Source organism: Tolypothrix sp. VBCCA 56010 (genome assembly GCF_050875635.1).
GTDB lineage: Bacteria > Cyanobacteriota > Cyanobacteriia > Cyanobacteriales > Nostocaceae > Hassallia.
The window spans coordinates 1-19,977 of record NZ_JBPAOH010000065.1 but is presented as its reverse complement, the minus strand read 5'-3'; the positions used below and the strand labels follow the sequence as shown (position 1 = coordinate 19,977).

Below are 19,977 nucleotides of genomic sequence, written 5' to 3'. Positions count from 1 at the left end.
ACACCAATGGCTCATTTCATCTGAGTGGGTTCTTCTAAGGGTCTGCCTTTAGGTACAGGTAAAATTGGGCGGCGGTCATCGTAAGGCATGGGTATGTATTGCACGCTGGGGCGTCCGCCTTGTGGTTGCGGATACATATCCATGAGATCGTAAATTGAGCGGGGCAGTCCGACTGTTACGGGCAGCCCCATTTCTGTAGCTTCCTCAACTGTGATCGGATAGTCGTGGGTAACGCGCCCAGTAGTCAAGGCATCGATGATCGATTCGATATTTTCTGGCTTAACTTTTTGTGTGGGAATATTGTCTTTCAGTAGAGTCCTGACAAATCGCTGCACTTGCTGAATTGCTTTGCGTGACAAATCTGCCATAATCAGCGTTTGGTCGTCAATTTCACCGATGGGTTTATCTTCCACAACTTTGATGATACTTGCAGCCGGGAAATTACCTAATTGCGGATCGACTGGTCCCAAGACAGCGTTAGCATCCATGACGATTTCATCAGCAGCCAGAGCAAGCATTGTACCGCCACTCATAGCATAATGAGGTACAAAAACAGTCACTTTTGCCGGATGGCGAATTAAGGCTCTAGCGATTTGTTCGGTTGCTAAAACCAAACCGCCTGGAGTGTGCAAAATTAAGTCAATCGGAACTTCGGGGGGGGTGAGACGAATTGCCCGCAGTATCTGTTCTGAGTCTTCGATGGTAATGTAGCGCGATATAGGAATTCCTAATAAGCTGATAGACTCTTGGCGGTGAATCAGCAATATCACTCGGCTTTTGCGTTCTTGCTGGAATTGTTGGAGAGAACGCACGCGACGATATTCAATCTGACGTTTTTGCCAGATAGGTTGCAAGGAAGACAAAAGGAGGAAAATCCAGAATAAATCTCCGATACCAAAGCCCATAATTCAAATTTTCAATTTCAAAATTTTCAGCACAATCTTGGCAGACATTCCAGCTGCTTGCTTTATGCAAGTAAAAACATGTCAGCTAAGGATTGACTGCAAAAATAGGCGTTGTCGTCATTATTCTGACAATATTTGCTAAATCGCGAGTCTATCTGAAGGGTTAAAAGAGGTTGAAGGGCGATCGCGCAAAATTAAAATTCTTGAGATAATTATTTGCAAGTCCTAATACTATTTTGACGCTGTTATTCCACAACTAACTGCGTCGCCAAATTTTGATATTTCCGCTCCAATCTCCAGCCGCAAGCCAATTTCCATCAGGGGTAGTTGAGATTCTGCTAATTATTTTGACATAAGAACCTTATCCCCCTACCCCCCCCTCCTTGGTAAAGAGAGGGGGGAGGATTTTTTCCCCTCCCGTTAATAAGGGGGGTAGGGGTGGGGTTACTCGTCTTCATCTGGTTCTAAATCGCTATCTTCCAAGGTATGCTGGGGAATGGCGGCAATAATTGCATCTATTACCTTGGCAACTGGTAAAATCTCAATATTCAAATCGGGAAATTTTTGTCCTTTGGGAACGATCGCTCTTTTAAACCTTAATTTAGCAGCTTCTTTCAAACGCAGTTCCATTTGTGAAACTGAACGCACTTGTCCCCCTAAACCCACTTCGTAGCGATCGCGGAAACTGGCAACAATAGCGATCGCTACTCCCAAATCTATTGACTGCAAAAATAAGGGTTGTCGTCATTATTGTAACAATATTTTGTAAATGCCTAGTCTACCTGAAGGTTTAAAAAATTTTTAAGATATTAATAATTCTCAATATTATTTTCGTCGCCAAATCTTGATGGTGTCGTCATCACTACCGCTAACTAGGGTTCGCCCATCGGGACTGAAGGCAACGGTTCTGACATAGTTGAGATGATCGGTGAGAGTGCAGATTTCTGTAGCTGTGCTTGCGTGCCAAATTTTGATAGTTTTATCCCAACTACCACTAGCAAGAAGTTGCCCATCTGGACTAAAGGCAACTGACCAAACTGAGTCGGAATGCCCAGTGAAAGTGCGAAGTTCTTGACGTGTACTTACTTGCCATAATTTAATGCTGTTGTCAGCACTACCACTAGCAAGCAATTGTCCATCTGGGCTAAAGGCGACAGAGTTAACGTAGAAAGAATGATTTGTAAAAGTGCAAATTTCTCTACCTGTGTGTACTTGCCAAAGTTTAACAGTGTAGTCAGCACTGCCACTTGCGAGAATTTCTCCATCTTGGCTAAAGGCGACTGACCCAACTAAGTCCAAATGACCTGTAAGAGTAGAGATTTGTCTGCCTGTCTTTATTTGCCATAATTTAATCGTGTTGTCAGCACTACCACTAGCAAGTATCTGTCCGTTTGGACTAAAGGCGACGGAATTAACCCAGTTAGAATGACCTGTGAAAGTAGAGATTTGTTTGCCTGTATTTACTTGCCATAATTTAATAGTGTCATCCCAACTGCCGCTGGCAAGAAGCTTTCCGTCTGGGCTAAAGGCGAGGGAATCAACCATGCTGGAATGACCGGAAAACCAACGATTTAAATTACGTAATAGTTTGCCGGTTGTTAGTTGCCATAGCTTGATATTATTGTCATTACTGCCACTGGCAATTAGTTGCCCATCAGGACTAATAGCGATCGCCTGAACCATGCTAGTATGACCTTTGAGAGTGTGTACGCATTGCCACTCTAGTGGAGCTACTACAGCAGGTTTTGGGATTTGTGGATTAGATGCGATCGGTTGTCTGTTAAGTGTTGGTGGTACATCTGACCCAACATCAGCCAATAAATTCAACCACTCCTGCACGGATTGGGGGCGATAATTTGCCTGCAAATCCATAGCCTGCATAATTGCCTGATTTACTTTGTCACTGATATTGGGATTGAAGTGTCGCGGTGGTTGCAGGGGAATATTGTTACGTCTGTCTTCTGCATTCGTGGGCACAACTCCGGTTAATAAGTTATATAAAGTGGCGGCGAGGGCGTAGATATCAATAAATTCTCCTCGTGGTGCAACTAAATCATACTGTTCTGGAGGGGCAAAACCAGGAGTGCGATACACTGTATGTTCTTGGACAACATTAGGGATAAAATCTCTCGCAATACCAAAGTCAATCAACACTGCTTCTGATTTGCCAGAACGAAGCATAATGTTACGCGGCTTGAGGTCACGATGCAGCAAGCCTTTATTGTGAATTACCCTCAACGCATCACCAATTTGTCGAATATATAGTAGGGCTTCTGCTTCTGATAGCAACCTCATCCGTGCCAAACGCTTACCTAAATCTTCTCCTTCGACATATTCCATTACCATGCAAGGAAATCTGCCCTCATCGAAGATAGTTTCCACCTCCACTACATGAGGATGGCGACACACAGCTAGGCGAACAGCTTCATCACGAAAGTCTTGCCGTAATTTGTCGCGGTGCTGTTTCCAAACCTGGTGATTAAGAATTTCTTCTTTGAGGGTTTTAATTACTCGTAGTTCATTTCGTTGGTTTCTGGCAAGATAGGTAATGCCAATTCCACCTTCGCCTAGTTTGCTTTCGATAATGTAGCGCCCTCCAAATAAAGGCTGCCCCGGTTTCCACACCATTATTAACAATTACCAAATGCTGCTATTTATTTTTGCAATATATCGTAGGGTAGAAAGGTAGATAATTTTTCACTTCTTTCATACCATTTCACTTTTGGCTTACAACACTTAAATTATTCAATCTCTTTGAGGATAAGGATTTTATAGTCGAAAATCCACGCATCCCAAATCTCAAATTATATTAATTTTTCCCTCAACCTTATTTACCGACTTCTTTAGGAATAATCCGGAATTTCGCATTTCGCTTTTGTAGGTACATAAATTACAAAAAAAGGTAAGATGTAACGGACTGTAACTTCAACCACCTTTGGTAAGATAAATTTCAATTGCAAATGAGCCAGAATCATGTTAAAAAATCTCAACTTGAAACAACAATTTACAGCTCTGCTGATTATAATTCTTGCATTAGGTCTGAGTTTAAGTGGATTTACTCTGTCTTATGTGCTGAAGCAGAATGCGATGCATGATATTACTTCAACCGCTCTCATGCTTATGGAAACGATGACTTCTGTACGTGAGTACACTAATACTCAAGTTCAGCCACTTTTAGAAAATCAACTAGAAACTGAGTTTTTGCCGCAAACTGTGCCTGCGTACTCTGCACGGGAAATTTTTGATCATCTGCGAACAAATTTGAAGTACAGGGACTTTTTCTATAAAGAAGCCACACTTAATCCCACTAATCTTCGAGATAAAGCTGATAATTTTGAAACTACAATTATAAACAATTTTCAAAAGAAACCCGACCTCAAACAATCAAGCGGATTTCGCTCAATGCCAAGCGGGGATATCTTCTATATGGCTCGTCCGCTGATTATTACTCAAGAAAGCTGCCTGAAGTGTCATACCTCACCAGATATTGCACCTAAAAGTATGATTGAGCGTTATGGCACAGCTAATGGATTTGGGTGGCACATAAATGAAATTATTGGCTCTCAAATTATCTCAATACCAGCAGGTAAAGTAATTAGCAAAGCTAATCAATCTTCTTTTCTCATTCTCGTAATTGTATCAACTGTTTTTATTGCTGTTATCTTTTTAGTCAACCTCTTTTTAAATCAAAAAGTTGTCCGTCCTCTCAAACGGATAACTCGCGTAGCGGAAGAAGTCAGTACAGGGCATATGGATGTAGAATTTGAGCAATTTTCAAATGATGAAATCGGTCAACTTGCCAGAGCATTCAGACGGATGCAGTTAAGTTTGGAAATGGCAATGAAAAGAATTAAACGTCGTTCGGAAACTACAAGTAATTAATATAGCAACTAGAAATCAAAGCGTTAAATGTAGTGTGTGAACTGTTTAACGTTCACTGTTAACTTGTTTTCAGTAATTATTAATAATCTCCAAAAAAGGATTGTTGAAATTCAAATGCTGCTTGCAAATCATGAATTTCTCTCGCTAACAATTTAACAAATTCATCGGGCGAAATATCAGGTGTTTCAGCTAATATTTCTTCTATAATCAAACTTGCTATTGGTCCAATGTGGTAAGCTAGCTGTTGCTGACAACGCATAATGAATTTAGGTTCAAGTGAGTTTATTGGTTGAATTTGGGAAGTTTGTGGAGTAATAGGCATATCAAATTGGCTGACGGTATCTGGGGTTTTGAATTCAGAAGAGTGAAGTTTGGGCATATCAAAATTTACTTCTAATTGGCTGACGGTATCTGGGGTTTTTAGCTCAGAAGGGTAAAGTTCAGTAACAAATTCCGCAGAAGGTAAATTATTCATTGTTCCTTGTAACTCTTCAGGTTTTAAACACTGCAAATCGGTGAAAACTTCTTTTGCTGTTTGGTATCGCTTCTGAGGCGTATCTGCCAACATCTTATCAAGTACTTGAGCAAAAGCATCGCTGACGTGGCTGTAGAGACGCCATTTCCATTCTAGAGAATACCGATCCATTAGTAGAGATGGATCTCTACCTGTTAGCAGTACAACAGCTGTTACTCCCAAAGCATAAAGGTCGCTACTGGGAGAACACAACCCCAAGCTAATCTGTTCGCGGGGAGCATATCCGACTTTTCCTACAAGAGACATTTTACCAACAAAGGTCGTTTGGTCTGAATTTATAGTATTGTTCTGTTCCGCAGCAATTTGCTTTCCTACGCCGAAATCAATCAGCACTGGCAGATTTTTGTTGTTAGGTAACATAACGTTGTCAGGAGAAATATCTCGATGAATAATGTTATGTTCGTGAATATATTCCAAAACAAGCAATAGGTTTTTTAACCAGTTTATAACCTCGGATTGGGAAAAATTTTGTCTTTGTTGTTGAAGTTTTTGTAGCAGGTTTGAATATGTTTGACCATCAATATATTCTTGTACCAAAAACAGCCGTCCATCTCCTTCAAAACAAGCCAAGAATTTAGGAATTTGAGGGTGTTGTAGCTGATGAAGAATTTTTGCCTCTTTTTTGAATAAATCGCGACATTTTTCTAGCCCACTCTGTCCTGTACCAATGGGTGCAAATTCTTTCAGCACACAAGGTTCGTTAAAGCGACGAGTATCAAATGCTAAGTACGTTCGCCCTAATCCCCCTTGTCCAAGAAGTTTTTGGATCGTATAGCGGTTATCAATTAGAGTTCCAGAACTTATTTCTGGTTTTGTTAAAGGAGATGTCATTTCATCGCACTCCTAGCAATTTTTGGTAAAATAGATATATAAATATTTGTTGTTGAAGTAAGGCAAAAGGAAAGACTATTTAAAAATATTAATTTTTCTTGACATAAAGTTGTTTATTTATATCTTACTACTAAATATTTATCAAAATTATTTTGATAAAAAATGCAAAAAAATGTTAATTTTTATGACGTTCAATTAGTTGATTTGATTACTGACTAACCTTTGATTTTTCAGATTCTTCAAGGCGTAGAACTGCGGGTGTTTGCTTGACTCGCTCTTCAAGTGGTATAACTTTTTCAACTAATTTAATGAACTGCTGGTAGTTAGGTATTTTAGCAGTAGGAACATAACCAGCATCTGCTGTAATATCTGCTGGTGCTTCACTCATCGCTTTTTGAATTTGCTGTTGTAAATTACGTTCTACTGTTGATCCTAGCAGCACAACACCTGAAGGAATCCACCTACTTGTGTGTAAAATTCTAAATTTTCTTGTGGCAAATTCACGGCGATAAAGCTCGAAATCCATTTCTGATAAAGCACCAGCATCAATGCTGCCTTCACTAAGCCATTGTAGTATTGTTTTCGGAGTAGGGGCAAAACGGATTTGCGCGAGGGTTAAACCATAAAGGTCATACAAAGGAACGTAGTAACCAGCTGCGGAACCTTTTTGTCCTAAGGCAATGGTCTTATAAGCCAAGTCGCCTATCTTTTTAATTGGTTTATTATCTAAGACTACGAGCAAAGAACTTTGTCGGCTACTGACTCCTCCCATTGAAAATAAAGGAATGTAAAGTTCTTTGCTGATTGCGATCGCTACTAAACCGGGAGGGGCAAATACAATATCCCACTGTTTGCGTTGAATTTGCTCAATTGCCTGCAATTCGTTGTATGTAGGTTCTAGCTCTACAACTGAATGAGTTTTTTGTGCTATGTACTCTTTGAAGCGATTGTACTTGTCTAGAGAAACCGTTCCTTGTTCATAGCTCACCACGCCAATGGTCAGTTTTTTGGGAATGATAGTTTCTTGTTCTAAACCACATCCTACCGTAAGTAGCAGAATTAGCACTATCTGTAGTAGCAGAAAACGGCGCGAAAGCATAGTTTTTTAACCAAATGAAAACTTCACAGCCACACCGCGCATCGCTGTGTCAATTTCATTATCTCTAGTTTGATGTATTAAATTAACGTGAGTTTGACGAATGTAAAAAACCCCGCTTCCATTCCTCTCACCCACCTCTCCCTAACCCTCCCCAATGTATAAAAGTTTTTCCTTCGTCATCCCCCCTAAGAGGGGGGAATGAGGGGGGTGGGGAGGGAAGAGGAGCAGCTTTTATTACTGGAGAGGCTTTGAAACCTTGATTTTTGCGTTCAAAACTAGGAAGATGTCTGCCCCTCTCCGCATCGGAGAGGGGTTGGGGAGAGGTTCATCGAACTCACGTTAATAGGACTTACGCACGAATCACGGGCGGGACGAACCGCAAAGGCACGTTCGCGAAGCGTCTGGTGAAGGAGAAGGACACGTTCGCCCTGGTGTCTTTGTTCGCGCAGCGTCTCCGACAGGAGAAGAGAAGGAATAGGAGTTTGAGAGATATTTTGCGTAAGTCCTAGTTAAATTAAAAGCGATCGCACCCAACAAGTGTTGAATATTTCAAAGTGGGGATTGGGTGTTATCAATTTTACAATCAGGCTCACACCTCATCTAAAACGAGACACCTGCCATAATGCATTGTTAATCCTCATCCTCGTCTGGCATCAAATCTTCTTCTGTCAGCCCTTGTTGGGGAATGGCGGCGATAATTGCATCTATTACTTTGGCAACTGGTAAAATCTCAATATTTAAATCGGGAAATTTTTGTCCTTTGGGAACGATCGCTCTTTTAAACCCCAATTTAGCAGCTTCTTTCAAACGCAGTTCCATTTGCGAAACTGAACGCACTTGTCCCCCTAAACCCACTTCCCCAATCAACACTGTACCTGGATCGACTATGCGATCGCGGAAACTGGCAACAACAGCGATCGCTACTCCTAAATCTACCGCCGGTTCTTCCACATTCAACCCACCCGCAGAAGCAACGTAAGAATCCAACTTCGACATGGGAATCCCCACCCGTTTTTCTAACACCGCAAGTATTTGCACTAAGCGATTGTAATCTATGCCGGTGGTGGAACGACGTGGTGAAGAATAGCTAGTAGGACTTACCAAAGCTTGTAATTCTACCACAATTGGGCGAGTTCCTTCGCAAGCAACGACAATTGCTGTACCTGGTGCAGGATCGTCGCGATTACCTAAAAATAATTCTGAGGGGTTGGGGACTTCCCGCAGTCCGTGTGACACCATTTCAAAGATGCCGATTTCGTGAGTTGCACCAAAGCGGTTTTTCACTGTTCTTAACAATCGATGGGAGGCAAAGCGATCGCCTTCAAAGTACAATACTGTATCTACTAAGTGTTCTAATACTTTTGGACCTGCGATCGCTCCTTCTTTGGTGACGTGTCCCACAATTAACATGGTAATATCTTCGTGTTTCGCCACTTTCATCAAAGCAGCAGTACATTCCCGTACCTGCGCTACTGAACCTGGTGCGGAAGTTAGCGCTGGAAAAAATATTGTTTGAATACTATCAATTACTGCTAAATTTGGTTTTAGCGAGTCTATCTCCCGCAAAATTTCTTCTAAATCTGTTTCTGGCAAAACATATAAATCAGCACCGATACTTTCTGAGTTTTTTGGTTGTGGTGTTTCTTCTACAACTTTGCCATTTTCATCTACAACTTCACCTAATTCTTTTGATACACCTAAACGAGAAGCTCTTAATTTAATCTGCTGTCCTGATTCTTCCCCAGAAATGTAGAGAATGCGGTATCTCTGCGCTAATGCATTTGATACTTGCAGTAATAGCGTAGATTTACCGATTCCCGGATCGCCGCCAATTAACACCATCGAACCGGGAACTACACCACCACCAAGCACTCGATCTAGTTCTCCGTAACCAGATTCCCAGCGCGTTACTTGGCGATCGCTAATTTGGTTAAAAGTTAAAGATGCTCGTGCTTTTGGTGTCTTAACACCAGACTTACCATTGTTCGGACTGGCTTGCCAACCACTGACTCCCCCACGACTCGGTACATCCACCGAAGATTGTTTAATAATCTGCTCCTCCAAAGAGTTGTAAGTACCGCAAGCTGGACACTTACCAAACCACTGAGGTGATTCTGACCCACACTCGTTACAAACGAAAAAGGTTTTTGGCTTAGGCATTCTTATATATTATTAATTAATCTTAATTTTTCCTTAATTTTTAGCACGACTAAAATTGAATAATAGTGGTAGTTCCAGCTTTTTCCAAATGAATTCAGGGAATGATATCTTAATATTATGGTATTAAAAATTAATCTGAAAAATTTTAGTTAAGGAGCGTCAAGAAACTTGGAAAGTCATAAAGAAAAAATTCTAGTAGTAGACGATGAAGCTAGTATTCGCCGGATTTTGGAAACGCGCCTTTCGATGATTGGCTACGATGTGGTGACAGCAGGCGACGGTGAAGAAGCTTTGGATACTTTTCGCAAAGCAGAACCTGACTTGGTTGTTTTGGATGTGATGATGCCAAAGCTGGATGGCTACGGTGTATGTCAAGAATTACGCAAAGAATCTGATGTACCCATTATTATGCTAACAGCTTTGGGCGATGTTGCCGATCGCATCACCGGCTTAGAGTTGGGTGCAGACGACTATGTAGTTAAACCATTTTCCCCCAAAGAACTAGAAGCTCGCATTCGCTCAGTGTTGCGACGAGTAGACAAAACAGGTGCTTCGGGAATTCCCAGCTCTGGGGTGATACATGTTGCCAATATCAGAATCGATACTAACAAGCGACAAGTATACAAAGGCGATGAGCGCATTCGCTTGACAGGTATGGAGTTTAGCTTGCTAGAGTTGTTAGTCAGTCGCTCTGGAGAAGCTTTTTCTCGTTCAGAAATTTTACAGGAAGTGTGGGGATACACACCAGAACGTCATGTAGATACGCGTGTGGTTGATGTGCATATATCACGTTTGCGGGCAAAATTGGAAGATGACCCCAGTAATCCAGAGTTGATTCTCACCGCACGAGGTACTGGTTATTTGTTTCAACGGATAATTGAACCGGGAGAGGAGTGAGATGGGGGGATAGGGGATGGGGGGATGGGGGGACAGGGGGACAGGGGGACAAGGGGGACAAGGGGGACAAGGGGGACAAGGAAGCTAATTTTTGACTGTTGACTGTTGACTTTTTGACTAATGACTACCGATCCGAATCGAGTTTTGCGGCGTCTACCCATCGTTGTTGGTGGTTTAGGCGCTATACTTTTGTTGATTAACCGTTTGTTGACACCAGAACTAACTCAGTCTCAATCGCGTGGGGATGTGCTGGGTGTGATTTTGAGTGCGGTTTTAATTTTAACGGGTTTAATTTGGCAGCAGGTACAGCCGCGATCGCCTGATAGTGTAGAATTAATCGGCGAAGAAGGTTTTATACTTGCGCCCGATTTACCTGAAGCTGTAAAAACCGAATTAGCTTGGGCATCTCATTTATTGTTGACTAATACGGTCACGCGATCGCTTATAGTTTTTTCTCAAGGTAAAGTTTTGTTGCGTCGCGGCATTCTCGCTACTAAATCAGAAGTTACACCAGGACCCATTTTAAAGCGAGTACTAGAAACACAAAAAGCGGTTTATTTAGTGGCTCTAAAAGTATACCCAGGAAAAGTTGAATTTGATTATTTGCCAGAAAACACTCAAGGTGTAATTTGTCAACCAATCGGCAATCAAGGAGTTTTGATTTTAGCAGCGAATGCTCCTCGCAGTTATACCAAACAAGATGAAAAATGGATTGCCGGTATTGCTGACAAATTAGCTGTTACTCTTAGCTCTAATTTATAAAGGAAATCTTTTAGGAATGAGCGCTTTTGCTAAAGTCTTGTAGGGGCAATTCATGAATTGCCCCTACGTAAATTCAATTGGTGACGAATTTTTGCGTAAGTCCTATCTTTGATTAGCGTTTTTTGCATACGTTTGGAGTTAAGCCTTATCAGGTTACTTACCGAGAGAGGAAGTCAATATAATTATTAACTTATAATTATTAATTCATAATTATTACCCCACGCCTGAAGGCGTTCGCTGTGATTTGCGTTTATTGTCAATTTATTTTTATCCATCAATAAATTGATTCGCAAGTACCCTAAATTATGAATTATGAATTATAAATTAATAATTATTCGGTCACCAAGAAGTCAAAAAATTCCACCCTTCGATTTCTTCTGGTGTCTTTACACTTTTCTGTTGAATTAAATTATCATATTCACCTGAATCTACCCATTTCAATAATTCGCCAGTCCGCATAACTACCCAGGAAAGCCCGTTTTCAGAATAGCTTAATATTTTTGTTACCTGATCCACACTATCAAAGCTAGTGGACGCAAACTCGCGAGCTTGGGCGAGGAACTCTTCGATTACAGTAGCACTCAAGTATTCCGAAGGCAAACCCGCGAGTTTCATCAGTGCAGTGGTTGCCACCTCAATATCCTGACAAGCAAGCAAACCAGCGCGATCGGCAGTAAACCTAGCCATCATTCGCCAATTATACAAAGCCAGTTCCATTCCACTAGCTACCAAACCCCCGACCCCTAATGTAGTACTGCTCAACAAATTTTTCAAAGTTGGCATAACAAATGCCATTTGGTGATAAACCATATGCTGACTTTTGATGCGAGCGACTTCGTGTCCCAAAATGTAAAGCAACTCATCCTCATTAAGCCACTCCATTGCATCTATATTGATACCGATAATCGGTTTTTCCACTCCAACAATGTAGGTTTGAATGTGACCTGTACCTCGAAACAGATACAGTTCAGGAAGTAGAGCAACATCAATAATTTGGCAAGTTTCTACAAGTGACTGATGCAAATGGGGAAAATTACGGGGTGTGATTCTTATTTCACTGCCAAGACATTGCAGCCTAAGTAAGCGGTCAATGCCGTACTCGTTAATTTTTTTGAGCAGCAGAGAGACACCAGGCATACTTTTTAAAGAAGCCAAGGCTTTGCGATCAAAGGGGTGTTCATAGGTTTGCGATTTCAGTCCAGTTAATATTTTTCTCGTCATGGATTTTGAGCTTTCAGCAAGAGTATTTGGGAATTTCAGTTACGAGACGAATATAAGTTATAATTTATCCTCGATTTTAGGAAATGCATTATTGACTTTATCTAAAAGGGGCTTAAACCCAAGCCCGTCCAACTTATTGAGATAAGAATTATTTGTAAATCAGTCTTAGGTTAAATAAGTTTATTGCCTTAGGCATGACCGATCGTTCAAATAATGAGGATATCACTTGTACCATTGATACAGCAGTAAGATGATACAGCAATGTCCCGTTTAGAGTTCGAGTTTCAGCCACTCAAAGACAAATTCCAATGTATCGCCTTTTTAGAAGGTTCGTATCTGCCCAGTGCCGATAACCTAGGAAAGGGAATCCTGGTACTGGCTGACGGCAGTATATTACCTGCTTATTTGGATAAACAAGCGATCGCGCTACGCGCAATCGGCAAATGGAAAGAGGAAGAAATCAGGTGCTTTAATTGTTACCCTCGCTCATCACGAAAACCTCCGTACTATTATGTTCGTCTTAATCGCCCGTCCTCCTGTTGCCCAGCAGCAACAGCCTATGTGTCTGGGGTGGTGCGACACGTTGAGGAGGATTCTTGCCTAGTGCTCGTTTATCGCAACGAAAAACCACCAAGTGGGCAAGAGAACAGTTTTTTGTGGAAGGGGTTTCCGGTGCGTATTTACTACAACAAGGTCGATCCTAGCTGGCAAAATCACTTCTGTTATTTTGAGTGCCGCTTTGAACAAGGAAGGTTGGAAGCAATACTGGCTGAAGTCATTAAACCGCCGTTAAAGCCCAAGTCAAAGAAACAGCACTTTGTCTCAACCTTCGTTCCCGTTGCTAGTAATGTGGTACAAAGTACCGTACAAAAGAAAACTACCATGAACAGCGCTACCAGGCTAGAAGTCACCCTCAAAATCAATCAAATTCCTAAGCCTGAAGTAACAAAAGACGGAATGCAGTTTTTTAAGATTCATTACGAGAATCGCGTCGTCAGTTTCAGTGTCAAGCAAAAGACTTGGAACAAAATCGTGACCACTGCCAAATCAATGCATCACTTCGTCATCGCGATCGCTGGTGGAATGGGACCAGATACAGATGACGGATTTGAATTGCTCAACGCTTCTGCTCAGTGCTTTCAGGGGAAACCACCAAAGGAATCTAAAGAAGCTGCTGAAGCCAATGTGCAATCTTGATTTTGGGAAATTCCCCAAAATATCGAGGATTTTGTCACCCCTTGAAGAGGACACCGGGACAAGGGGACACGGAGACACGGGGAAACCCCACGGATAAATCCGGGGGATTCAATTCCCGGAGTATTTTTCTTCTCCACGAATAAATACCTTATAAATCAGTTGAAAACTTTATGCAAATTATTTATTGGCTATTGGTTGCCTTGATGGTTGTGGGTATCATCGGTGCTGTGGTTCCTGCCATTCCTGGAAGTAGCTTAATTTTAACGGCAATTATCATCTGGGGATTTGTTAGCGGTTCCTTTGCGGCAATTAAGATACCACTAATTGTGACAGTTTTTGTTTTGCTTTTGAGTATCGGAGTTGATTTCTTAGCTGGCTATTTAGGCGCAAAACAAGCAGGTGCTAGTAAATGGGGGCAAATTGGAGCGGTAGTTGGTTTATTGCTGGGATTTTTTGGATTATTGCCAACTTTGCCTTTTGGAGGTCCGTTGTTAGGGATATTACTAGGACCGTTGTTAGGTGCAATTATCGGCGAGTATATATACCAACGTAACTTTCTCTCTTCGGTGAAAGCTGGTGTAGGGATTGTAGCAGGAACGTTAATTGGAAATTTGATTCAGGGAGTATTAGCGATCGCTGCGGTTGCCGTTTTTTTATTCACAACTTGGTCGCAGGTCTTTGGCGCGTAAAATTGAAGAACTTTTTAACTTAACCAAAATTGATTTGCTTATCAACAAAAAATGAGTATAGTCAAGTAATTAATTACTTCTTATACTCATTTAAAAGACATTGGAAAACGACTTGTTTGAATAAAATAAAAATGCAAGACTCTGGTAACTTTGTTAGAAAATCATGTAACTAATGTATTTTAAGATTGTCGCCTCACTTGTAGATAAAATGAAAAAGCTAAAACTGGTAATTGAAAGCTGTAAGGCATGATTTATTGCGTTGGGGCAAGTTAAACATGCCAGCTACAGCCAAAGCACCCAAACTCACACAATTGGTAATTAAGATTGGATAGCTTTACGACGACGAGTTGCTAGCAGCAATCCACCAACTAAACCTAGACCAGCGATCGCAGTTGGTTCGGGAACTGATGTTGCTGTTGCATGAGACAGAGCAAAGTCACTGTTAGCACTACTATTGTACGCCACTGAATTATAGGTAACAGGAGTGAGGGTTAGGAAATCAAATCTGGCATTTCCGAAAGGATTTGTAATATCGTAATAACCGCCACCATTACCTTTAGAAGGGCTGAGATTTGTAACAGTACCACCAGCAAAACTCCAGCTAGCAGTGTCTTTACCTGTTACTTTAAGAATGCCCTCAAGCCCAGTATTAGTTGTGATTCTCGCAGCCTCCCACACTTGGTCTGCAAACACACCGGGTCGGTATAAAAAGCTTAAACCAATACTTTTGAGAACATCTCCTGGATTTGGCAAAGTTAATTTAATCGACTCACCGTAGTCAATTTCACCACCAACAACATCGCGAACAGGTTTTTTACCGGATACACCTACACCAATGACATCGTTAACTTTTTTACCTTGAAGTTCTTTACCTTCAGGATTAGGTGTGATGGTGAAACCGTCAGCGGTTTTGCAGTTTGGCTTGATAGTGGTGGAACTTAACCCGCTGCTGGTAAAAGGACCTGCCAGAGCAGAGCAGCTTCCCAAATCAGTACTTGTGTTGAAATTAAAAGCTTGAGCGGGATTAGAAGAGAGAGCCAGAGCGCTGCTTGTAATTAAACCGATAAAAGCGAAGGATTTTTTGTAATTCATCATTTCTTTTGCGAGGTTGGATACTGTTAGTGAAATAGCTGTCGCGGTAAATTGCTTGTTTAAATTCATGATTGTGTCTCTGAGTTAGTGGTGCTTTTTAATGCTTGAGGCAGCTGATTTGTTGTGCCTCCTCTGCGTGTATATTCGTATGTTATTCGGCATTTACTGGGGTGTCATCTGGTAGAGTGACACATTCATCTAAACTTTATTAGTCAATTTACTTATGTAAACCCTGATAGAAGAAATACTGCTATCAGACAAAAAACAATTACATTAATATACGGTTGTCGGGTAAAAAATATGCGTGATAATTGCAGCTATTTGCAGACTCTTTATAAATAAATCAAAAGCTTTTCATGAAAAATTGGCACTCCAACATTAAGCCTCAAGCAAACATTAAGAGTCAGCTATTACAAAAGCTTCTCCTTGAACTGACTTTCCGTATTTCAGGACTCACACGAACGTACTGGGCACTCTTCGTGCCCTCTTACCAGTGCCCAATACAAGCGTTGAAACGCTTACTACTGTAGTTAACAACAAAAAAATCCCCATCTACTATTAGATGGGGACTTGAAAGTGCTGTATTACCAAGACAAACGTCGCGGAAAACAATTATGCGTTGCCCGAAGTACGAGTGTAGGGACAATTCATGAATTGTCCCTACGACGCAGGACACGACGTTTGTCTAATTGATTATCTAAACGGCAGTCTTAAGCTGACTGCAAAGATTTTTTGGCTTCAGTAGCGATCGCCTCTACTTCATCGTCAGCCAAAGTTTCTAATATAGATTTGGCATCTGCACCACCCAGAAGATTCAAAGATTGCACTAGTCTATAGCGCACTTGCCAATCTGGATTGCTCGCATAGGGGGCTAATAAGGGAATCGCTTGTGCGTCTCCCAATTCGCCAAAAGAACTAATGGCAGCGGTTTTTACTAAGTCGTTGTCTGAAGAAAGGGCTTCTTTGAGTAGTTCAAACGCTCGCGGATCGCCTAACTCTCCTAATGTGGCAACGATGCTAAATTTTACCAGCCATTCCGGGGTTGTGCGGTAAACCTGCTGCATGTCTTCAAAAGCTGCATGTAATTTTAAAGCACCTAAACAGTCAGCAGCGGCAGCTTGGACATCAGGTTCAGGATCGTTGAGCAAGCGATCGCGCAATATATTCAAAGATGCGTCTAAATCTTGCTTGCCCAAAGTATCAAACAAACTCACCGCACTATAGCGCACGCGGGAATTACTGTCAGTAACCGCACTTTCAGCCAACTCAAAACCAATCGCAGGTTCCAAATCGCGAATTTGATTAACCGCACGCAAGCGATCGCCCAAATCCTCAGAACTAAGCATTTCCTTAACAGACTCAGGATTAACACTCATTTATTTATTTATCCTACTTTTGAATGATGTTTTAAAAACAACGGTAATTAGATATTGGTTAGTGGATGGTGGGGCATGGGGCATGGGGCAAGCGTCCAAGTGGGCATTGATCGAAATTTGGCTTTATTCCCATTGCCCATTGCCCATTGCCCATTGCCCATTGCCCATTGCCCAACAACTAACCACTAATCTTGACTTGCTGCCATTGCCCGAACAATATCACCACGAGTAAGGATACCAATTACTTGACCTGATTCGTCAAGCACTGGCAAGCGGTGAACGTTCTTATCGTGCATAACTCTGGCTGCTTCTGTTAAAGTTTTTTCGGGGGAAGTAGTGATGGGATCTTTGCTCATAACTTCCCCAACAGTTTGTCCCAGTGCTTTATGCAGGTCACGTTCGTAGGTGGCAGGATTTTGTAAATAGATGACGCTATCGAGAAACATGATGTATGCCGGTGGAGTTACACCAGTTTCTTGCCACATCAAATCCGTTTCCGAGATAATACCCACCAACTTACCTCCATCATCCACAACAGGTAATCCACTGATGCGACGTTCTGCCAGAATTTGGATCGCTTCATTTAAGGAAGTTTCCGACCGGACGACAATCGGGTCACGGCTCATTACATCGGCAACGGTTTTAGGCATTTGCGCTTGTTAACCTTTTTCAACCTCTTTGGTTCATTGTAGAAAATTACGGGTATCAACCGGACGGGGTTTGTAACTCTTCACTCAAATTCTGATTCGCAAAAGGCTTGTAATAAATCGATACAATTAGCGATCGCTCCCAAATGAGCAATTTCATAGCCGTGTGTATTTTGTGTCGGAAACGCCAAACAAGCTGCACGTCCGACATGACCAAATTTCATCGCAATCGAAGCATCACTACCAAACTGACTCAGTGTCGCTAGCTGGACCGACATATCTAGTTGCTTGGCACTATGACGCAGTTGCCCATTCAGCGTTTCATCATAAATTCCATACGCATCCTGAGAAAGTATCACAGGACTTTCACCGTCTTCAATTGGGTATTCTTTCGATAGCGGACAAATTTCTAAAGCAATCATTGCATCTAATTGCTGGTTTTGACTAAAAAATAATGCCCCAATTGCCCCGACTTCTTCTTTTGCTGATGCTACTAAATATACATCGACGGCTGGCTGTTTAACTCTTTCCGCCAAAGCGAGCAAAATTGCTACAGAGGCTTTGTTATCTAAAGTGTAACTGGCAATGTGATTTTTTAAACGCACTGGATGCTTGCGATGCTTACCGACAACCATTCTCGTTCCCGGTCGAATACCCGCTGCTTCTAGTTCTTCAGCACTGCATTTCGTTTCAATCCAGGCATTTTCCCATTTTACAGGTGTATCTTCTTGCTGGACTTTTTGTGGCGACTCGTGGGAAACATGGCGAGAACCAAAGCTGAGAATACCGCTGATAGATTGCGTGTCTCCGAGTAAATCGACAACACCTTCGCCGTAAACCCACGGAAAAGAACCGCCTAACCTGCGGACTTCCACGCGACCTTCATCGCCGATAGTCTTGACAATTGCGCCAATTTCATCTTTGTGTCCGGTGATAGCGATCGCTCGCTCTGGATTTTTCCCCGGAATTTTGGCAATAATATTATCGGCGCGATCGCACCACACTTGCACACCCAAGGTTGCAAAGCGCTGCATTAAAAATCGGTTAATTTCAGCTTCTACACCACTAGGGGAATGGTGCATTACCAATTCTTCAATTATTTTAAATAAATTATCGTAATCCGACATCGAGAATTTAATTTAGATTTGCGTTTTATCGTAACATCAACGCAAACCGAAAAAATGAGGCGTTGCATTGCTTTATGGGATGATTTTGCATTATACCTCAAAAATTGAAAAAATTGAACATATTGTAGAGACGTTCCACTGGAACGTCTCTACGATTAATCACGGTTATGCAATGCCAAAAATGAAGTATTTATCTGATTTTAGACGGTTTTGCCTCAACAACCCGATTTGCTGAAGTTACTTTCCGCTTCAACACTCCAACTGCACCCAAAGCACCAAGCGCCAACATCCCTAACGCCGCCGAAGGTTCGGGAATGCTTTTACCATTAACCGCTGCCAGTGCTGCTTTTGCGATTAAATTATGAGCGCGTGAGGAGGGATGGACATCATCAAACAACAAGAAATCATCTGGATTATCACAGATATTTGTGACTTGCTGAAAGTTACCTGTTACACAAGCATTTGTTACATCCTTGAAACCAAATCTAGCAGGAGTAGACCTTACTGTTTTAAATAAACTATTAATATCAACAGAATAGATATTTAAATCCGGGTTGCTGGTGCGAAGATTGCTTATAGCTAATGCCAATTGCTGATTATGCTCTCTCGTCACTTGATTTAATTGATCGGGAATGCCTAATCTTTTTCCAAAAGGACTCTCGCCCAATTTTGGTAGGTTAAATACTAGAAAATTTTTCGCTCCTCCTTGAGCCAGAGAGCCGATTGAATCAGTTAAATTTTGGACTACTCCATTAACGTTTCTATTTCCAAAGAAATAATCATTTGCACCACCAAACACAGAGTAAAGAGCATTTGGATCAACTGGCAAATTTTGCGTCAACAAACCAACTTGCCCCAGCACTCCGGGTATATTATTTTGAAAACCAGGAAAATCGCTATCTTCACCTGTTTGAGCGCCACCGAAAGCGAAATTAACTCCATCTGTAGGAATAGTATTCGGATTGGCTAGGAGAGTAACAAAAGGTGTGGGTGTTAATCCGGGTTGATTTATCTGAGAACCGAAATAATCTACCCAATTTAGACCGTTAGAAAAACGTCCCTGAAAATAAGCTGGACGGTTTGAATTATTGACTCTAGGGACGGGTATTTGTCCTTGGGTAGCTGCGAAAGTATTACCCGTATCAGAGAGGCTATCACCGAATACATAAAGCGCATCAAACTTGGCAGCGATCGCTCTTTGCGGTAAGGTGAAACAGAAAACAATAAATCCTGTAGCTACTAGTTCTTTTTTCATACTTGTTTAATATTTTCTAACTGGAAACCACCAGAAAAAAACAACAATGAAATTAAAGTTTGTATTTCTGCGATATTCAGCGTAACGACATAATCACAGTTTGCGTAATCTCACGCTTACTATTGCTTTAGATAATACACTATAATATAGGAAATAGAATTACTACCCAGGTATTTCTTTAACAGTTTTTTATAAATTAGAGATATTTTGTAAAGGAGTTCTAAAGCGGGCAGTGTTTCGCCCACTTTAACATTGTTATTGTCTTTAACAGTTTTTTATAAATTAGAGATATTTTGTAAAGG

The 19,977-nt window shown here is 41.5% G+C and carries 16 protein-coding genes and 1 pseudogene; 5 read left to right on the top strand and 12 right to left on the bottom strand.

Translation table 11 applies throughout. The features are described from left to right. Positions 1 to 11: 11 nt before the first annotated feature. From AABK37_RS21400 to AABK37_RS21390, 3 genes and pseudogenes are all read right to left on the bottom strand, one after another. Positions 12 to 905 (bottom strand): SDH family Clp fold serine proteinase, encoded by an 894-nt coding sequence (locus AABK37_RS21400; protein WP_432553551.1) that lies wholly within the window; start codon positions 903 to 905, stop codon positions 12 to 14. 444 nt (positions 906 to 1,349) lie between these two features. Continuing rightward, positions 1,350 to 1,628, bottom strand: a pseudogene (locus AABK37_RS21395) (DNA repair protein RadA); the annotation flags it as partial. A 102-nt stretch (positions 1,629 to 1,730) separates the two neighbouring features. Beyond that, positions 1,731 to 3,533, bottom strand: a complete 1,803-nt coding sequence (locus AABK37_RS21390; RefSeq protein ID WP_432553550.1) for a protein kinase domain-containing protein — start codon at positions 3,531 to 3,533, stop codon at positions 1,731 to 1,733. 345 nt (positions 3,534 to 3,878) lie between these two features. Here AABK37_RS21390 and AABK37_RS21385 point away from each other — a divergent pair, with 345 nt between their 5' ends. After that, positions 3,879 to 4,787 carry a c-type heme family protein gene (locus AABK37_RS21385; protein ID WP_432553549.1) on the top strand — a complete coding sequence of 303 codons (909 nt, stop codon included), beginning with the start codon at positions 3,879 to 3,881 and terminating at the stop codon, positions 4,785 to 4,787. Positions 4,788 to 4,866: 79 nt separating this feature from the next. On the opposite strand, the gene AABK37_RS21380 is transcribed toward AABK37_RS21385, so the two are convergent. The 3 genes from AABK37_RS21380 to radA all read right to left on the bottom strand — a co-directional run bounded on the left by AABK37_RS21380 (position 4,867) and on the right by radA (position 9,412). After that, positions 4,867 to 6,153, bottom strand: a complete 1,287-nt coding sequence (locus AABK37_RS21380) for a protein kinase domain-containing protein (protein ID WP_432553548.1) — start codon at positions 6,151 to 6,153, stop codon at positions 4,867 to 4,869. A gap of 208 nt (positions 6,154 to 6,361) precedes the next feature. Further along, entirely contained in the window at positions 6,362 to 7,252 is an 891-nt protein-coding gene (locus AABK37_RS21375) for a phosphate/phosphite/phosphonate ABC transporter substrate-binding protein (RefSeq protein WP_432553547.1), read from the bottom strand. Positions 7,253 to 7,882: 630 nt separating this feature from the next. Then, positions 7,883 to 9,412, bottom strand: a complete 1,530-nt coding sequence (radA, locus tag AABK37_RS21370; RefSeq protein WP_432553546.1) for a DNA repair protein RadA — start codon at positions 9,410 to 9,412, stop codon at positions 7,883 to 7,885. A 168-nt stretch (positions 9,413 to 9,580) separates the two neighbouring features. Between radA and rpaB the strand changes: the two genes are divergently transcribed. Both rpaB and AABK37_RS21360 read left to right on the top strand, forming a co-directional pair. Then, positions 9,581 to 10,309: a response regulator transcription factor RpaB gene (gene rpaB, locus AABK37_RS21365; RefSeq protein WP_039742325.1), complete on the top strand. Its 729-nt coding sequence runs from the start codon at positions 9,581 to 9,583 to the stop codon at positions 10,307 to 10,309. Between the two features lie 120 nt (positions 10,310 to 10,429). Next, a complete protein-coding gene (locus AABK37_RS21360) occupies positions 10,430 to 11,071 on the top strand; it encodes a cofactor assembly of complex C subunit B (protein ID WP_432553545.1) in 642 nt (213 codons plus the stop codon). Positions 11,072 to 11,410: 339 nt separating this feature from the next. Here the strand turns inward: AABK37_RS21360 and AABK37_RS21355 are convergent, their stop codons facing one another. Next, on the bottom strand, positions 11,411 to 12,292 hold the full coding sequence (locus tag AABK37_RS21355; RefSeq protein WP_432553544.1) for a M48 family metallopeptidase: 882 nt from the start codon (positions 12,290 to 12,292) through the stop codon (positions 11,411 to 11,413). 261 nt (positions 12,293 to 12,553) lie between these two features. Between AABK37_RS21355 and AABK37_RS21350 the strand changes: the two genes are divergently transcribed. Further along, entirely contained in the window at positions 12,554 to 13,489 is a 936-nt protein-coding gene (locus AABK37_RS21350; protein WP_432553543.1) for a hypothetical protein, read from the top strand. A gap of 170 nt (positions 13,490 to 13,659) precedes the next feature. Beyond that, positions 13,660 to 14,178, top strand: a complete 519-nt coding sequence (locus AABK37_RS21345; protein WP_432553542.1) for a DUF456 domain-containing protein — start codon at positions 13,660 to 13,662, stop codon at positions 14,176 to 14,178. A gap of 318 nt (positions 14,179 to 14,496) precedes the next feature. Here AABK37_RS21345 and AABK37_RS21340 read toward each other — a convergent pair whose 3' ends face one another. From AABK37_RS21340 to AABK37_RS21320, 5 genes are all read right to left on the bottom strand, one after another. Beyond that, on the bottom strand, positions 14,497 to 15,339 hold the full coding sequence (locus AABK37_RS21340) for a PEP-CTERM sorting domain-containing protein (RefSeq protein WP_432553541.1): 843 nt from the start codon (positions 15,337 to 15,339) through the stop codon (positions 14,497 to 14,499). Between the two features lie 641 nt (positions 15,340 to 15,980). Further along, positions 15,981 to 16,646, bottom strand: a complete 666-nt coding sequence (nblB, locus tag AABK37_RS21335) for a phycobilisome degradation protein NblB (RefSeq protein ID WP_432553540.1) — start codon at positions 16,644 to 16,646, stop codon at positions 15,981 to 15,983. 185 nt (positions 16,647 to 16,831) lie between these two features. Then, entirely contained in the window at positions 16,832 to 17,296 is a 465-nt protein-coding gene (locus AABK37_RS21330) for a CBS domain-containing protein (RefSeq protein ID WP_432553539.1), read from the bottom strand. A gap of 80 nt (positions 17,297 to 17,376) precedes the next feature. Next, on the bottom strand, positions 17,377 to 18,420 hold the full coding sequence (locus tag AABK37_RS21325) for a M42 family metallopeptidase (RefSeq protein WP_432553538.1): 1,044 nt from the start codon (positions 18,418 to 18,420) through the stop codon (positions 17,377 to 17,379). Between the two features lie 190 nt (positions 18,421 to 18,610). Then, positions 18,611 to 19,675 carry an SGNH/GDSL hydrolase family protein gene (locus tag AABK37_RS21320; RefSeq protein WP_432553537.1) on the bottom strand — a complete coding sequence of 355 codons (1,065 nt, stop codon included), beginning with the start codon at positions 19,673 to 19,675 and terminating at the stop codon, positions 18,611 to 18,613. Between the last annotated feature and the right edge of the window lie 302 nt (positions 19,676 to 19,977).

Excerpts from the sequence above, each read along its gene's own strand:
- AABK37_RS21400 (WP_432553551.1), bottom strand. The coding sequence starts at position 905 with ATGGGCTTTGGTATCGGAGATTTATTCTGGATTTTCCTCCTTTTGTCT.
- AABK37_RS21390 (WP_432553550.1), bottom strand. The coding sequence starts at position 3,533 with ATGGTGTGGAAACCGGGGCAGCCTTTATTTGGAGGGCGCTACATTATC.
- AABK37_RS21385 (WP_432553549.1), top strand. The coding sequence starts at position 3,879 with ATGTTAAAAAATCTCAACTTGAAACAACAATTTACAGCTCTGCTGATT.
- AABK37_RS21380 (WP_432553548.1), bottom strand. The coding sequence starts at position 6,153 with ATGACATCTCCTTTAACAAAACCAGAAATAAGTTCTGGAACTCTAATT.
- AABK37_RS21375 (WP_432553547.1), bottom strand. The coding sequence starts at position 7,252 with ATGCTTTCGCGCCGTTTTCTGCTACTACAGATAGTGCTAATTCTGCTA.
- radA (WP_432553546.1), bottom strand. The coding sequence starts at position 9,412 with ATGCCTAAGCCAAAAACCTTTTTCGTTTGTAACGAGTGTGGGTCAGAA.
- AABK37_RS21360 (WP_432553545.1), top strand. The coding sequence starts at position 10,430 with ATGACTACCGATCCGAATCGAGTTTTGCGGCGTCTACCCATCGTTGTT.
- AABK37_RS21355 (WP_432553544.1), bottom strand. The coding sequence starts at position 12,292 with ATGACGAGAAAAATATTAACTGGACTGAAATCGCAAACCTATGAACAC.
- AABK37_RS21350 (WP_432553543.1), top strand. The coding sequence starts at position 12,554 with ATGTCCCGTTTAGAGTTCGAGTTTCAGCCACTCAAAGACAAATTCCAA.
- AABK37_RS21345 (WP_432553542.1), top strand. The coding sequence starts at position 13,660 with ATGCAAATTATTTATTGGCTATTGGTTGCCTTGATGGTTGTGGGTATC.
- AABK37_RS21340 (WP_432553541.1), bottom strand. The coding sequence starts at position 15,339 with ATGAATTTAAACAAGCAATTTACCGCGACAGCTATTTCACTAACAGTA.
- nblB (WP_432553540.1), bottom strand. The coding sequence starts at position 16,646 with ATGAGTGTTAATCCTGAGTCTGTTAAGGAAATGCTTAGTTCTGAGGAT.
- AABK37_RS21330 (WP_432553539.1), bottom strand. The coding sequence starts at position 17,296 with ATGCCTAAAACCGTTGCCGATGTAATGAGCCGTGACCCGATTGTCGTC.
- AABK37_RS21325 (WP_432553538.1), bottom strand. The coding sequence starts at position 18,420 with ATGTCGGATTACGATAATTTATTTAAAATAATTGAAGAATTGGTAATG.
- AABK37_RS21320 (WP_432553537.1), bottom strand. The coding sequence starts at position 19,675 with ATGAAAAAAGAACTAGTAGCTACAGGATTTATTGTTTTCTGTTTCACC.